General features: G+C 37.8%; 13 protein-coding genes, 1 other RNA gene and 1 other annotated feature. Of the genes, 12 read left to right on the top strand and 2 right to left on the bottom strand.

The annotated features are described in order from the left end of the window. The first annotated feature begins 260 nt into the window (after nt 1–260). A complete protein-coding gene (locus MKX78_RS16830; RefSeq protein ID WP_095372444.1) occupies nt 261–2,456 on the top strand; it encodes a RelA/SpoT family protein in 2,196 nt (731 codons plus the stop codon). Nucleotides 2,457–2,473: 17 nt separating this feature from the next. Continuing rightward, a complete protein-coding gene (gene dtd / locus MKX78_RS16825; RefSeq protein ID WP_095372445.1) occupies nt 2,474–2,914 on the top strand; it encodes a D-aminoacyl-tRNA deacylase in 441 nt (146 codons plus the stop codon). Nucleotides 2,915–3,262: 348 nt separating this feature from the next. On the opposite strand, the gene MKX78_RS16820 is transcribed toward dtd, so the two are convergent. Beyond that, a complete protein-coding gene (locus MKX78_RS16820) occupies nt 3,263–5,029 on the bottom strand; it encodes an SH3 domain-containing protein (RefSeq protein ID WP_341051655.1) in 1,767 nt (588 codons plus the stop codon). A gap of 282 nt (nt 5,030–5,311) precedes the next feature. Between MKX78_RS16820 and MKX78_RS16815 the strand changes: the two genes are divergently transcribed. From MKX78_RS16815 to MKX78_RS16790, 6 genes are all read left to right on the top strand, one after another. Then, nucleotides 5,312–5,488 (top strand): hypothetical protein, encoded by a 177-nt coding sequence (locus tag MKX78_RS16815; protein ID WP_180316944.1) that lies wholly within the window; start codon nt 5,312–5,314, stop codon nt 5,486–5,488. Between the two features lie 98 nt (nt 5,489–5,586). After that, nucleotides 5,587–5,823 (top strand) — a binding site (T-box leader). 66 nt (nt 5,824–5,889) lie between these two features. Further along, entirely contained in the window at nt 5,890–7,164 is a 1,275-nt protein-coding gene (gene hisS / locus MKX78_RS16810; RefSeq protein ID WP_095372447.1) for a histidine--tRNA ligase, read from the top strand. 12 nt (nt 7,165–7,176) lie between these two features. Further along, nucleotides 7,177–8,952, top strand: coding sequence for an aspartate--tRNA ligase (gene aspS / locus MKX78_RS16805; protein ID WP_341051652.1), 1,776 nt, complete (start codon nt 7,177–7,179; stop codon nt 8,950–8,952). Nucleotides 8,953–9,033: 81 nt separating this feature from the next. Beyond that, nucleotides 9,034–9,222: non-coding RNA, 6S RNA (gene ssrS / locus MKX78_RS16800), on the top strand. 368 nt (nt 9,223–9,590) lie between these two features. After that, entirely contained in the window at nt 9,591–9,764 is a 174-nt protein-coding gene (locus MKX78_RS16795) for a hypothetical protein (RefSeq protein ID WP_341051650.1), read from the top strand. A gap of 709 nt (nt 9,765–10,473) precedes the next feature. Further along, nucleotides 10,474–11,244, top strand: coding sequence for a tRNA threonylcarbamoyladenosine dehydratase (locus tag MKX78_RS16790; RefSeq protein WP_095372451.1), 771 nt, complete (start codon nt 10,474–10,476; stop codon nt 11,242–11,244). A 45-nt stretch (nt 11,245–11,289) separates the two neighbouring features. Here MKX78_RS16790 and MKX78_RS16785 read toward each other — a convergent pair whose 3' ends face one another. Continuing rightward, nucleotides 11,290–11,685 carry an SANT/Myb-like DNA-binding domain-containing protein gene (locus tag MKX78_RS16785; RefSeq protein WP_095372452.1) on the bottom strand — a complete coding sequence of 132 codons (396 nt, stop codon included), beginning with the start codon at nt 11,683–11,685 and terminating at the stop codon, nt 11,290–11,292. Nucleotides 11,686–11,815: 130 nt separating this feature from the next. Between MKX78_RS16785 and MKX78_RS16780 the strand changes: the two genes are divergently transcribed. From MKX78_RS16780 to MKX78_RS16765, 4 genes are read left to right on the top strand one after another with little or no spacing between them, the layout of a single operon-like run. Continuing rightward, entirely contained in the window at nt 11,816–12,595 is a 780-nt protein-coding gene (locus MKX78_RS16780; protein ID WP_095372453.1) for a hypothetical protein, read from the top strand. A 2-nt stretch (nt 12,596–12,597) separates the two neighbouring features. After that, nucleotides 12,598–12,972 carry a GntR family transcriptional regulator gene (locus tag MKX78_RS16775; RefSeq protein ID WP_095372454.1) on the top strand — a complete coding sequence of 125 codons (375 nt, stop codon included), beginning with the start codon at nt 12,598–12,600 and terminating at the stop codon, nt 12,970–12,972. Next, on the top strand, nt 12,962–13,657 hold the full coding sequence (locus MKX78_RS16770; protein WP_095372455.1) for an ABC transporter ATP-binding protein: 696 nt from the start codon (nt 12,962–12,964) through the stop codon (nt 13,655–13,657). Before MKX78_RS16775 ends, MKX78_RS16770 begins: the two co-directional genes overlap by 11 nt. Nucleotides 13,658–13,666: 9 nt before the next feature. Further along, nucleotides 13,667–14,587, top strand: a complete 921-nt coding sequence (locus tag MKX78_RS16765; protein WP_341051649.1) for an ABC transporter ATP-binding protein — start codon at nt 13,667–13,669, stop codon at nt 14,585–14,587. Nucleotides 14,588–14,590 lie beyond the last annotated feature (3 nt).

The following is a 14,590-nucleotide window of genomic DNA, read 5'->3' as shown; positions in this document are numbered from 1 at the left end:
CTATATGTGTTCTCTTTTTTTATTAATAGTTATTTTTAGGATAATTAAGGAGAAATTGGAATTAATTATTAGTAATTTCGACAAATTCTACGTTTTTTTGTAAAAATAAAACGCTAGCTCTTTACATCTATGTTATTTTTTTCGATAATAGTAACAATCGTTTCTTTTTTCTTAATGATATATATTTATTTTGTATAAGGAAAAGAAGATATTACACATGGTTATGGTTATTAAAAATAATTTGGGATAAAGGTGATTCCATGGCGAACGATCAGGTGTTGACCGCCGAACAAGTCATCGATAGGACAAGAGAATATTTGAATGAAGAGCATGCCCAGTTCGTCAAAAGAGCTTACGAATTCGCTAAGTCTGCTCATAGTGAACAATACCGTAAATCAGGTGAACCGTACATTATTCACCCTATTCAAGTAGCGGGAATATTAGCGGACCTGGAAATGGACCCAGCTACAGTAGCAGCTGGCTTTCTTCATGATGTTGTTGAGGATACTGAATCCACTTTAGAGGATATCGCAGAACATTTTAGTGAAGAAGTTGCTATGCTTGTAGATGGTGTAACAAAGCTGGGGAAGATTAAATATAAATCAAAAGAAGAACAGCAAGCAGAAAATCATCGTAAAATGTTTGTTGCCATGGCACAAGATATTAGAGTGATTTTAATAAAACTTGCAGATAGACTTCATAATATGCGGACGTTAAAACACTTACCTGCTGAGAAGCAAAGAAGAATCTCGAACGAAACTTTAGAGATTTTTGCTCCGCTTGCTCATAGACTAGGAATTTCTAAAATTAAGTGGGAATTAGAAGATACAGCTTTAAGATACTTGAATCCGCAGCAATATTATCGAATTGTTAACTTGATGAAGAAGAAGAGAGCAGAGAGGGAACAATATTTAGTAGATGTTATTGCGATGATGAGAGATCGTCTGGACGACGTAACCATTGAACCTGAGATTTCTGGTAGAGCTAAACATATTTATAGCATCTATCGAAAAATGGCTCTACAAAACAAACAATTCAATGAAATTTATGATCTACTAGCCGTAAGGATTGTGGTAAATAGCATAAAGGATTGTTATGCTGTTCTCGGTATTATCCACACGCATTGGAAACCAATGCCAGGCAGGTTTAAAGATTATATTGCGATGCCTAAGCAAAATATGTATCAATCATTGCATACAACAGTTATTGGTCCTAAAGGAGATCCATTAGAGGTGCAAATACGTACCTTTGATATGCATAGAATAGCTGAATTTGGTATCGCTGCTCATTGGGCTTATAAAGAAGGAACAAAGGTCGATGAAAATTCTTCATTTGAAGATAAATTAAAATGGTTTAGAGAGATATTGGATTTCCAAGATGATTCGGTTGGTGCCGAGGAGTTTATGGAATCGCTTAAGATGGACCTGTTTTCTGATATGGTCTATGTTTTTACGCCTAAAGGAGATGTCATTGAACTACCATCAGGCTCAGTACCAATAGATTTTGCCTATAGAATTCATTCAGAAATAGGTAATAAAACGATTGGTGCGAAAGTAAACGGTAAAATGGTAACACTTGATTATAAGTTGCAAACAGGGGATATTGTTGAAATATTAACTTCTAAGCATTCTTATGGGCCAAGTCAAGACTGGCTTAAATTAGCTCAATCTTCACAAGCAAAAAATAAGATTAGACAATTCTTCAAAAAGCAAAGAAAAGAAGAAAATGTTGAAAAAGGGCGCGAATTAATCGAAAAAGAGATTCGTAATATGGATTTTGAAGTAAAAGAGATTATGACCGCAGAAAATCTAAATCGTGTATCGGAAAAATATAATTTCCCATCTGAAGAAGATTTGTATGCTTCAGTTGGATATAATGGCATTACGGCATTACAGGTAGCCAATCGCCTAACTGAAAAGTTAAGAAAGCAAAGAGACCTTGAAGGTAAAAAAGATATATCCAATGCTGTAAGCGAATTGAAACAGCTTCCTCAAGCGAAAAAACGTGAATCAGGTGTACGCGTATCAGGAATTGATAACTTGCTTATTCGTTTATCGCGTTGTTGTAATCCGGTACCAGGTGATGAAATTGTCGGATTTATTACGAAGGGTAGAGGTGTCTCTGTCCATCGTGCGGACTGTACGAATATTAATACAGATGATGCGAAAGCAAGACTTATACCTGTTGAGTGGGAGACCGCTTTAAATGATCAGAAAGAGTATAATGTAGAAATAGAAATTACTGGCTATGATCGACGTGGATTATTGAATGAAGTGCTTCAGGCAGTAAATGAAGCGAAAACAAATATATCTGCAGTAACAGGTCGTTCGGACAAGAATAAAGCCGCTTCAATCAATATGTCGATCTCTATTCATAATGTAAACCATCTGCATAAAGTGGTAGAGCGTATTAAGCAGATACCCGATGTATATGCGGTTCGTCGAATTATGAACTAAAAGGAGTGGCTAGAGTTTTGAAAATTGTTGTTCAGAGAAGTAAAGCAGCCAAAGTGACTGTTGGTGAAAAAATAACTGGTAGCATTACGCATGGCTTTGTTTTGCTTGTTGGGATTACCCATGAGGATACGTTTGAAGATGCTGCTTATTTAGCTGATAAAATCGTTCATCTTCGTGTGTTCGATGATGAAGAAGGTAAAATGAATAGGTCATTACTTGATATACAAGGTGAAATTCTTTCTGTATCTCAATTCACCCTGTATGGGGACTGCCGTAAAGGGAGACGCCCTAACTTCATGAATGCTGCACGCCCTGAGAAAGCGTTAGACATCTATCTTCGCTTTAATGAAATGCTTGAGGAAAAAGGTGTCCACGTAGAAAAAGGTGAATTTGGTGCGATGATGGATGTATCTCTCACCAATGATGGTCCCGTTACACTCATTTTAGAAAGTAAATAAAAAATAAGACCCAACCTGAACAAATCTTGATTGAAGGGGATTTGATCAGGTTGTTTTTTTGTTCTAATAATTGGGCGTTGTTTATGAGAGTTGAATGTGTTTGCTCGTACATTTCGCCAAAGATAGCGTAGGAAGAGGATTAATCGTACAAATAGAGTGGAATCGTTAAAGATAGCGTAGGAAAGTGAATGAGCTCGTGTATCTAGAGTGACAACATCAAACATAGACGAGCAAAACTACATTACACACTCTCTTTTTGTTATTGGGCTAAGGAACTTCTTAATTTATGCTAGTTCAATAAATATAAAAAAACACCTGCCTAAAAGCAAAAAGGCAGGTGTGAGATTCTTATTGAAAATGTGTACGTAATCCTTGGAAGATACCTGTCGAAACAGCTTCTTGGTATTGTTCAGATGTTACTTTTATTTCCTCTGTTGCGTTACTTAAATAACCTAGTTCAAGTAATATTGCTTTGCTGTTATTTTCACGTATAACATAATAATCACCATGTCTATAACCTCTATCATTTAAGTCGATCTTCGACATAATCCCTTGATGGACATCAGCAGCAAATTGCTGTTGATAATCGTGATAGTAATAAGTAGTCATGCCTCTTACACTTCGATCGTTTATGCTATCATAATGAATACTGATGAATGCATCAGCTTTATTCATATGAGACATACTTACCCGTGATTGGAGAGGAACATATGTATCTTGTTGTCTTGTGAATATTACAGTAGCTCCTGCTGCTTTTAATTTTGCAGCCAATTTTTCAGCAGTGCGAATCGTTACTGTTTTTTCAAGTGTACCGGATGCGCCAGTTGTACCATTATCTCTTCCTCCATGGCCAGGATCTAAGACAATCACTTTGTTTTTTAATCCTGGAGTAGAAGAAGATTGGTCGGTTGGTTGAGATTGTTTGCCATTAGAAACAATCCAGCCAGCAATAAAACCTGTTTGTCCATCACCTAATTTAATTTCATACCAATCTTTTTCTGTCCCCACAACTTCAAATGTATCTCCTTGATTGGCTCTTGCTACAATGGTGGCATTAGTCGTTGCGCTTTGACGAATATTGGAGCCATTGTGCAGAATCGTTACATTTTTGACAGATGAAGACGATTTTGATTCCGTTGAGGAACTTTGATCTTTGTTCACATACCAGCTAGCAACCCATCCGTTTGTCCCATTTGGAAGCTCAATATTTGTCCAGTTATTTTCTTCCTTTAAAATACGAAAATTGTCACCTTGAGCAACTGAACCGATAATGTTCCCGTTTAATGATGGTTTTTCCCTTACATTTAAAGAACTAGCGGTGATGGTGCCATTATTATTAGTTTCTTTCTTTTTTTCTTGGTTTTTGCCTGCTTGGATATATTGACTACTTATCCATGCATTTGTCCCTTGAAATGAGATTTCAGTCCAATCATTTTCTTGTGATAAAATATCTACGGACGTACCTGAATTTAACTTACCAATTACTTTACTGTTTGTATCTGGACTAGTACGAACGTTGAGGGAATTACCAGTAATGACCCCTTGTTTAATCACCGTTTTCTTTTCTTCATTAGATGAAGAGCTTGCTTCATGGGTTTGGCCATTCACTTGAACAAAGTCTTTGTGTACCCATACATTTCCGTACTCAGTCGTAATATTAAACCAATCTTGGTCGGTGGAGACGATTTTGTATTCTTTTCCTTTTGAGACAACGCCAACAACGCGATAATCAGTTGAAGGACCACCTCTAACTCTTAAACCATCAGCATTGATGGTAACGGTTTTTTCACTACCGCTATTTACTTGTTTTTCTTTTTCTTGCTTATTTTCTGTTTCCATTACAACAAGCCAATTGGCGACCCACCCTTTTTGGCCGGATTCAAAATCAATCTGATACCAATCACCTTCTTGATCAAGGATTGTGTAAGTCTCGTCTCTTGCCGCCATTCCTAGACTTGCATAACTTAATCCTGGACCTGTGCGAACATTAAGACTATCTGTTGCAATTCGAAGCTTTTGTCCTGCTGATTCAGCTTCTGCCTCTTTTATGGGTATTAGAAGAGCTATCACTAGAATCATACAAATGGTTATCCAAAGATGTTTTTTGCCTTGCAACCACGTTCCTCCTTCCTGTTTGCCATTTATCAAGATAAGCAAATATTTCCTCTCTCGTCAAGATAAATGAGGTTATATATACTTTCTTTTTTATGTGGCCGTTTCCCTTCTAATATCGGTTCATCAACCTGTTTTGTAAACAAGTTGTAACGTAATTACCACTTCAAACCATTCGGGAGAATTGCATGGTTTTTGTCTATTTCTTTATTATTTTTATAAATATCATTCGATTTGCCCATACTAACATGAGTAAAAGACTATATGGTAAAAGGATGATTGTCTGTGAGATATGGTGAAAAAGGGATGAATGTGCAAAGTGGCGAGAACCAATTATTTGGTGTTGACTTTCATGATTTTATTCAAGCTGAGGGGAATGCCACGATGGTTGAACTTGCGAGTGAATTCGGAATTTCCTTACAAGATGTGAGAAAACTGAAAAAGAAAATTTCTAGAACGTAAATCGCCATCTATTCTATATGGAGACTTGACATCTTGTACAATGGTTATTATGATAAGAAGGATAAAATGATATTTTAATACAGTAAATGATAAAATAAATTGAACCAATGATGAAGAAGAGTAATCATTCTCCACATAAAAAGAGAGGAAATGCCATAGGCTGAAAGCATTTCTATATGATGATTTGATGAAAGAACACTTCTTAGGTTTCTCCCTGAAAAATATAAATTTATTAGGGGAAGAACGTATGCAGGCGTTATCTGTATAAAGAGACAGTATAATTATTATGCTGTAACTAGGGTGGCACCACGGGATATTCAACTCTCGTCCCTTGTATTGAAAAATACAAGGGACGAGAGTTTTTTTATTTAAGCTTTAGGAAAGAGGAGGATTTGGTATATATGTCAATCCGTTTACCAAGGGGTACCCAGGATATACTTCCTGGTCAAGTAGAGAAATGGCAATTAATAGAACAAAAAGCGAGAGAACTTTGTCATAAATTTCAATATCAGGAGATTCGCACACCGATATTTGAACATACAGATTTGTTTTTACGAAGTGTGGGAGATACAACTGATATCGTCCAGAAGGAAATGTACACATTTGATGATCGTGGAGGAAGAAGCTTAACATTGAGACCAGAAGGAACAGCTTCCACAGTACGCTCATTTGTTGAACATAAAATGTTTGGCCAAGCAAATCAGCCTGTTAAATTATATTATATGGGACCAATGTTTCGTTATGAAAGACCACAAGCTGGTCGTTTCCGCCAGTTTGTGCAATTTGGTGTAGAAGCGATAGGCAGCGATGATCCGGCCATTGACGCAGAAGTTATTGCTTTAGCCATGGCGCTTTATAAAGAAATGGGTTTGAAAAAGTTAAAACTAGTCATCAACAGTTTAGGTGATAAGGAGAGCCGGGCAAAACATCGTGAGGCCCTCATTGCTCATTTCAGCCCGAGTATTAATGAATTTTGTTCAGATTGTCAAAGCAGATTAGAGAAAAACCCTATGCGTATTCTCGATTGTAAAAAAGATCGTGAGCATCCATTGATGAAAACTGCCCCATCAATTATTGATCACTTAAATGACGAATCCAAACAATACTTCAAAAAAGTACAACAGTACTTAACAGACTTAGAAATTGAATTTGAAGTCGATGCAAATCTAGTCCGTGGTTTAGACTATTATACGCATACTGCCTTTGAGATTATGAGTGATGCGGAAGGGTTTGGCGCAATAACAACTCTTTGTGGTGGAGGCAGGTATAACGGTTTAACAGAAGAAGTCGGTGGACCGGAAGCACCTGGCATTGGCTTTGCTCTAAGTATTGAGAGATTTCTAGCTGCTTTAGAAGCCGAAAATGTTGAACTCCCAATTGATCAATCCATTGATTGTTATATCGTCGCATTAGGTGAAGAGGCGAGAGATTATTCTGTCGGTTTGCTCCACAAATTACGCCATGCAGGATATTCTGCTGAAAGAGATTATTCTGATCGTAAAATTAAGGCACAATTCAAAGCAGCCGATCGAATGAACGCAAAATATGTAGCTGTTATTGGTGAAGATGAATTAAAAAACAATAAGATTAACTTAAAAATAATGGATAGTGGGGAACAAAAGGAAATGGAGCTTGCTTCATTTATCCAAGACTTTACTGCGCTATATAGAAACTAGGAGGAATCATAGATGTTTGGAAGAACGTACTACTGCGGAGAGATTACCGAAAAAGCGATAGGTGAGAAAGTAACATTAAAGGGTTGGGTGCAAAAACGTCGTGATTTAGGAGGTCTTATCTTTATTGACCTACGTGACAGAACAGGCATAGTCCAAGTTGTCTTTAATCCGGAAGTTTCACAAGAAGCTTTAGCATTAGCAGAAAAAATTCGTAACGAATATGTGTTAGATATTGAAGGCGTCGTTATTGAAAGGGAACAAGGGACGGTTAATGAGAGCTTAACAACTGGTAAAATTGAAATTCGAGTGGAAAAAGTAACGATTCTTAATGAGGCGAAAACACCTCCATTTACAATTGACGAAAAATCTGAAGTATCTGAGGATGTTCGCTTAAAATATCGTTATCTAGATTTAAGAAGACCAGTAATGGCCAATACATTAAAGCTACGCCATCAAGTAACAAAAGCTATTAGAGGATTCCTTGATGATGCTGATTTTATCGATGTAGAGACACCAATCTTAACGAAGAGTACACCAGAAGGAGCGCGCGATTATTTAGTGCCAAGTCGTGTGCATCCAGGAGAGTTTTACGCGCTGCCACAATCGCCACAAATATTTAAACAATTATTAATGGTCAGTGGAGTAGACCGTTATTATCAAATTGCTCGTTGCTTCCGAGATGAAGATTTACGCGCAGACCGTCAACCGGAGTTTACGCAAATTGATATTGAAATGAGCTTTATGAGCCAAGAAGATATTATTGAGTTGATGGAAAGTATGATGGCTAAAATCATGAGGGATGTAAAAGGACAAGAAGTTCATATCCCATTCCCTCGTTTAACCTATCATGAAGCTATGTCAAGATACGGTTCCGATAAGCCAGATACACGTTTTGAAATGGAGCTAACGGATTTATCTGATATCGTAAAGGATTCGAGCTTTAAAGTATTTGCTGGTGCTGTATCATCAGGTGGACAAGTGAAAGCAATCAATGTCAAAGGCGCTGCTTCCACCTATTCCCGCAAAGATATTGATGCCTTGACGGAATTTGTTTCGGTATACGGGGCTAAAGGACTTGCTTGGTTAAAAGCAGAAGAAGAAGGTTTAAAAGGCCCAATTGCTAAATTTGTATCTGAAGAAGAACAAGCAGCGATTCAGTCAGCACTTGGTGTAGAAGCTGGCGACCTATTACTATTCGTTGCGGATAAAAAATCAGTAGTTGCTGATGCATTAGGTGCGCTTCGTCTAAAATTAGGTAAGCAATTAGAATTAATTGATGAAAGCAAATTTAACTTCTTATGGGTAACGGATTGGCCGCTACTTGAGTATGACGAAGAAGATGGTCGCTATTATGCAGCACATCACCCTTTTACAATGCCACAAAGACAAGATTTGGAAAAATTAGCTGATCAGCCTGGAGAAGTAAAAGCTCAAGCGTATGACCTAGTTCTTAATGGCTATGAACTTGGCGGTGGTTCCCTACGTATATTCGAAAGAGATATTCAGGAGCGAATGTTTGAAATTCTTGGTTTTTCTAAAGAGGAAGCTGTCGAGCAATTTGGTTTCCTACTTGAAGCATTTGACTATGGTACTCCGCCACATGGAGGGATTGCACTAGGACTTGATCGTCTAGTAATGTTACTTGCTGGTAGAACGAACCTAAGAGATACAATTGCTTTCCCTAAAACAGCTAGTGCAAGTTGCGTTTTAACAGATGCACCTGGGGAAGTAAGTGAAGCACAATTAAATGATCTTCATCTCGCTTTGAATGTAAAGAATCAAGATTAATTGGTAAAAAAAGTGATTTTTGAACTATATGTCACTTCTTGAATTCATATCTTAGCTATGATAAGATTACTTCAATCATAAAGAGTCCTGATGTGTACGTCGTCTACCCTAATTTTGACCGAACATATTACCTTCGGGAGTCCGGAGTTTTCTACGTAAGCGTAAATGCCTCATTTCTAGAGGACTTACAGATGCGAGAAGCAGGACACCCACCTGCTAAGTGCGGGTTCAAAATGAAGGACCAATAACGACGGCATAATTGGGACTCTTTCAATTTATAATTGTATGTAAAACCTGATCATAGTTATCAGGTTTTTTTATCTGTGGTCGAATAATAGTGTACTTACTTAAGGGTTTTGCAAGTTAGAAACAACCCGGTGTGGGAGCGCTTCACAAAATGGATGAGCAGGTCCCTCAGAAGGAATCTGGCGTATGAGCGCTTCGCAAAATGGATGAGCAGGTCCCTCAGAAGGAATCTGGCGTATGAGCGCTTCGCAAAATGGATGGGCAGGTCCCTCAGAAGGAACTCTGGTGTGTGAGCGCTTCGCAAAGTGGATGAGCAGGTCCCTCAGAAGGAATCTGGCGTATGAGCGCTTCGCAAAATGGAATAGCAAGTCCCTCAGAAGGAACTCCGGTGTGTGAGCGCTTCGCAAAATGGATTAGCAGGTCCCTCAGAAAGAACTCCGGGCGTGAGCGCTTCGCAAAATGGAATAGCAAGTCCCTCAGAAGGAACTCCGGTGTGTGAGCGCTTCGCAAAGTGGAATAGCAAGTCCCTCAGAAGGAAAACCGATAATGAACGCTACGCAAAATGAAATAGTAAGTCCCTCAGAAAGAACTCCGGGCGTGAGCGTTTCGCAAAGTGGAATAGCAAGTCCTTCAGAATGAATCCCGGGCGAGAGCGCTTCGCAAAGTGGAATAGCAAGTCCTTCAGAATGAATCCCGGGCGAGAGCGCTTCGCAAAATGGAATAGCAAGTCCCTCAGAAGGAACTCTGGTGTGTGAGCGCTTTGCAAAATGGATGAGCAGGTCCCTCAGAAGAACTCCGGGCGAGAGCGCTTTGCAAAATGGAATAGCAAGTCCTTCAGAAGGAATCCCAGGCGTGAGCGCTTCACAAAATGGATGAGCAAGCCCCTCAGAACGAAAACCGATAATGAACGCTACGCAAAATGAAATAGTAAGTCCTTCAGAAAGAACCCCGGGCGAGAGCGCTTCGCAAAATGTATTAGCAAGTCCCTCAGCAGGAAGCTCGCGTATGAGCGCTTCGCAAAATGAATGAGCAAGTCCCTCAGAAAGAACCTGGCGTGCGTATGACTTCATTATTTTTAGGGTTTAAAAAACTCAACAAATATGTACCAAAACAGGAAGGTCAAAAGAGATCATATGCCCATAAAAATCTGTTCACCTTTTTCAAAAGAAGGAATGAGAAATCCCAGTGATTTACTTGTATTTAACGGAAAGTATGATATATTTTTTTACGGGTATGATTATTTGTAGGATAGATATGGAATGGAGTTGAAATAGCATGTTACATCAGTTTTCGCGAAATGAGCTTGCCATTGGTAAAGATGGTTTAGAGACAATGAAAAATAGTACAGTGGCTGTATTAGGTATCGGGGGAGTGGGGACATTTGCAGCTGAGGCCCTTGCTCGTTCAGGTGTGGGCAGACTTGTGCTTGTTGATAAAGATGATGTGGATATTACCAATGTCAATAGACAAATTATTGCGTTGCTTTCTACTGTCGGTAGACAAAAAGTAGAAGTTATGAAAGAGAGAATTATGGATATTAATCCAGAATGTGAAGTCATTGCTTTGAAAATGTTTTATACAGAAGAAACATATGAAGATTTCTTTAGTTATAACCCTGACTTTGTCATTGATGCTTCAGACACGATTTCTTATAAGATCCACTTAATGAAAGAGTGCTTGAAAAGAGATATACCGATTATTTCTAGTATGGGTGCAGCTAATAAGATGGATCCGACAAGATTCCAAATCGCTGATATTTCTAAAACGCATACTGACCCAATTGCTAAGGTAATTCGTACTCGTTTACGAAAGGAAGGCATTCGTAAAGGTATACCCGTCGTTTTCTCTGATGAAAGTCCAATCGTTATTCGTGAAGATGTGAGAAAAACCGTTGGGAAAGATGATGCAAAAATCCGTAAGGCGAAAATGCCGCCGTCTTCTAATGCATTTGTGCCATCTGTATCAGGACTTATTATGGCAAGTTATGTTGTTAAGGAATTATTAGCCGACATTCCTATTAGTCGTGTAAATGACGAAAGTAAATAAATGAAAAAAAAGCTTGTAGTTATTGTTACTACAAGCTTTCTTCATTTATTTGCGATATTCTTTCATAACAGACATTAGTCCTTCGTAAAGTGAAAGCTCGTTTTCTAATTGATGGCTAGTTTCTTCCCATTTTTGATTAAGTTCTTTATTTCTTTCCTCTAATTGCTCATTTTCCAGTAAAAGTGCCTTGTTCTCAGATAATAATAAAAGGTCAGGGGTTGTTTTTAAGTATTCAATCACTTTCTGTATAGATAAGCTCGTAGCGTCTTCTTTAGTCTTCTTCATATTGTGATACCTAGTTTGACAGGCTGATTCTGTTCTACCTAATTTTTTTGCTGCCATGCGAAAGGCATCTGCTTTAGAATCACCATTTTGGCTATACTCATTAACCAATTCTTCTAATAGTTGATCGTCGGATTCTTGCCAAGATGCATGTGTCATCGAAAGCCTCCTTATCAAAACATTTATTATTATCCTCTACCTTAAAAAAAGAATCATACATTAGGCTTGACGGAAACAAAGTACCGGTGTACTATTTAACTAATACACTAGATGTAAAAAGGAGGAAAAAATGAATCCTTTTCGTGGCTTGCTCGTAAAAGAATTAAAGATAATGAAATCTCACTTTTATGGCGTAATTTTAACCGTGTTCTTTGCCGTTTTAATAGGCTTAGCATTGACTCATTATTTTAAGGAAGGTAATATTTTACCTGCTTTTCTGTTCTTCTTATTTTTTGCGCATATTCTGTTTTACCCTATTTTTATTTTGTATTCCTTAAATTTAGAGACAAAGACGCAAGGGTGGTTGCATAACCCAAATCGGGGTTCTTATTTATTGAGTAGTAAGCTAGTGGCCATTAGTATTTATTTTGTAATGTCGATAGTCATTACCATTTTCTTAGCAATAGGGAGCTATTATTATAATCCTAATGTCTCATTCTATGACAACATACCAGTTGTTCTTCCGCTTTACTTATTATTATTTATCACTTGTTTGTCTTTCTATTTTGGTTTATGGTTCTGTTTTTATTGGTTCGTTTACTATAGCTTAAAAAATGTACCGATCTTAGGAAGGGTGCGCTCAGTATCTTTATTTATCATAGTAGTTGTGCAAATGTTCATTTCTGGTTTAATAGGTGAAAGCGATTGGTACAAACAATTAGTCCATATGAGTGAGCTTGATTTAAATGTAGATTGGCTGCATTTCAACTTTTTTGTTCAATCAGACGGGTTCACATTCAATATGGCTGATAGTACAATCTCCATTGTAGAAATCCTTTTATACCTCGTTACAGCTAGTCTGTTATTCATTACCTCGACTTGGTTGCTCGAAAAGAAGGTTGAGGTGTAATAATGGCGAAAGAGTTTCATTCATCACAGCCGATATATCTCCAAATCATGGAACGGGTTTGTCAACAGATTGTGAGAAAAGAGTTAGCTCCAGGGGAAAAATTACCCTCTGTTCGTGAGATGGCCCTTACATTTGGGGTGAATCCAAATACAATTCAAAGAACGTATCAAGAGCTAGAAAGGATGGAAGTCGCCTTGGCGAAGCGTGGGCAAGGAACATTTGTAACAGAAGATACAGCCAAGTTAATGAACTTAAAAAGAGATATGCAAAAGCAGATCATCCAATCCTATGTAAATAATTTGCGAGAGTTAGGCTTTTCTAATGAGGAAATGAAACAAGGGCTATCTCAATTCCTGAAGGAGGATCATGATGATTGAGTTTCATAAGGTGAATAAGAAATATGGCTTTAATCAGGTTTTGAAAGATATCAGCTTTACAATACGCCCTGGGAAAATCATCGGTCTAGTGGGACCGAATGGAAGTGGAAAATCCACCATATTGAAACTCATCTCTGGTCTAACTTATCCTTCAAGTGGTGAAGTCAATGTATTAGGCGAGCCTGCTAATAGAAGAATTGCGTCCAAAGTCATCTATTTAACAGAGGCAGACAGTTTTTATCCTTCTTTTACGGTTAGAGATATGCTGAATTTTTATGAGAGCCAATTTGCTGATTTTGAACAAGATAAAGCAATGGAACTACTTCAATTTATGAACTTAAATGATTCAGTAAAAATTAGGTCATTATCGAAAGGAAACCGTGGACGGTTAAAGTTAGTATTGGCTCTTGCTAGAAGAGCACCTATTCTACTTTTAGATGAACCATTTTCTGGATTAGATCCAATGGTTCGGGATTCGTTGGTTCAAGGATTATTAAGCTTTATTGATTTTGAGAAACAAACAGTGCTAATGGCTACACATGAAATAGAAGAAGTTGAAACAGTCCTTGACGAATTGATTATGATAGAAGATGGGAAATTTCTTGGTCAGTATCATGTAGAAACAATAAGAGAAGAAAAAGGGCTGTCTATCAAAGAATGGATGAAAGAAACATATAAGGGGTGAGGAAAAGAAATGAAAGCAGTAGTTAAAATTGAAAATGTAACAAAGATCATTAAAAAGAGAAAAATTATTGATTCCTTAAGTTTTGAAGTAATGGAAGGAGAGGTTTTTGGGTTTCTAGGCCCTAATGGTGCGGGTAAAACAACCACTATTCGGATGATTGTTGGCTTAATTGGCATTAGTGAAGGTGATATTAAAATTCTTGACAATAGTGTGCAAACAAACTTTGAGAAGGCAATCCAACATGTAGGAGCGATTGTTGAAAATCCAGAAATGTATAAATTTATGAGTGGATATCAAAATCTCCTCCATTACGCAAAAATGGCAGAGGGAATTACAAAAGAAAAAATTATGGAGATAGTAGAGTTTGTTGGTTTGACTGAGAGAATACATGATAAGGTGAAGACTTATTCTTTAGGTATGCGGCAACGACTAGGGTTAGCTCAATGTTTGTTACATGACCCTAAAGTGTTAATTCTGGATGAACCAACAAATGGATTAGACCCCGCTGGTATTCGTGAAATCCGTGACCATGTAAGGAAGTTAGCAAGAGAAAGAGGAATGGCAGTCATTGTATCTAGTCATCTACTATCAGAAATGGAAATGATGTGTGATCGAGTCGGTATTATTCAAAAAGGTAAATTAATTACGATTCAGTCTGTCCATGAGCAAGTAGAAGGAGGAGCAAAGGAATATGAAATTGACGTCGATCATCCAACAGAAGCAATGTTTGCTGTCAATAGATTAATTCCACAACAGCAAGCAGAAGTGAAGGGAAATACGCTTATGCTGCGAGCACAAAAAGAGGATATCCCTTTATTGGTGAAAGAGTGGGTTCATGATGGAATTAATATATATCGTATTCAAGAAACGACGAAAACGTTGGAAGACCGCTTTCTTGAAGTGACAACACTACAGAAGGAGGCGGAATAAGCG

It is taken from the genome of Cytobacillus sp. FSL R5-0569 (assembly GCF_038007265.1).
Taxonomy (GTDB): domain Bacteria; phylum Bacillota; class Bacilli; order Bacillales; family Cytobacillaceae; genus Cytobacillus; species Cytobacillus kochii.
Note: the sequence above shows the minus strand (reverse complement) of the source record. Positions and strands in the feature narration are given on the sequence as shown.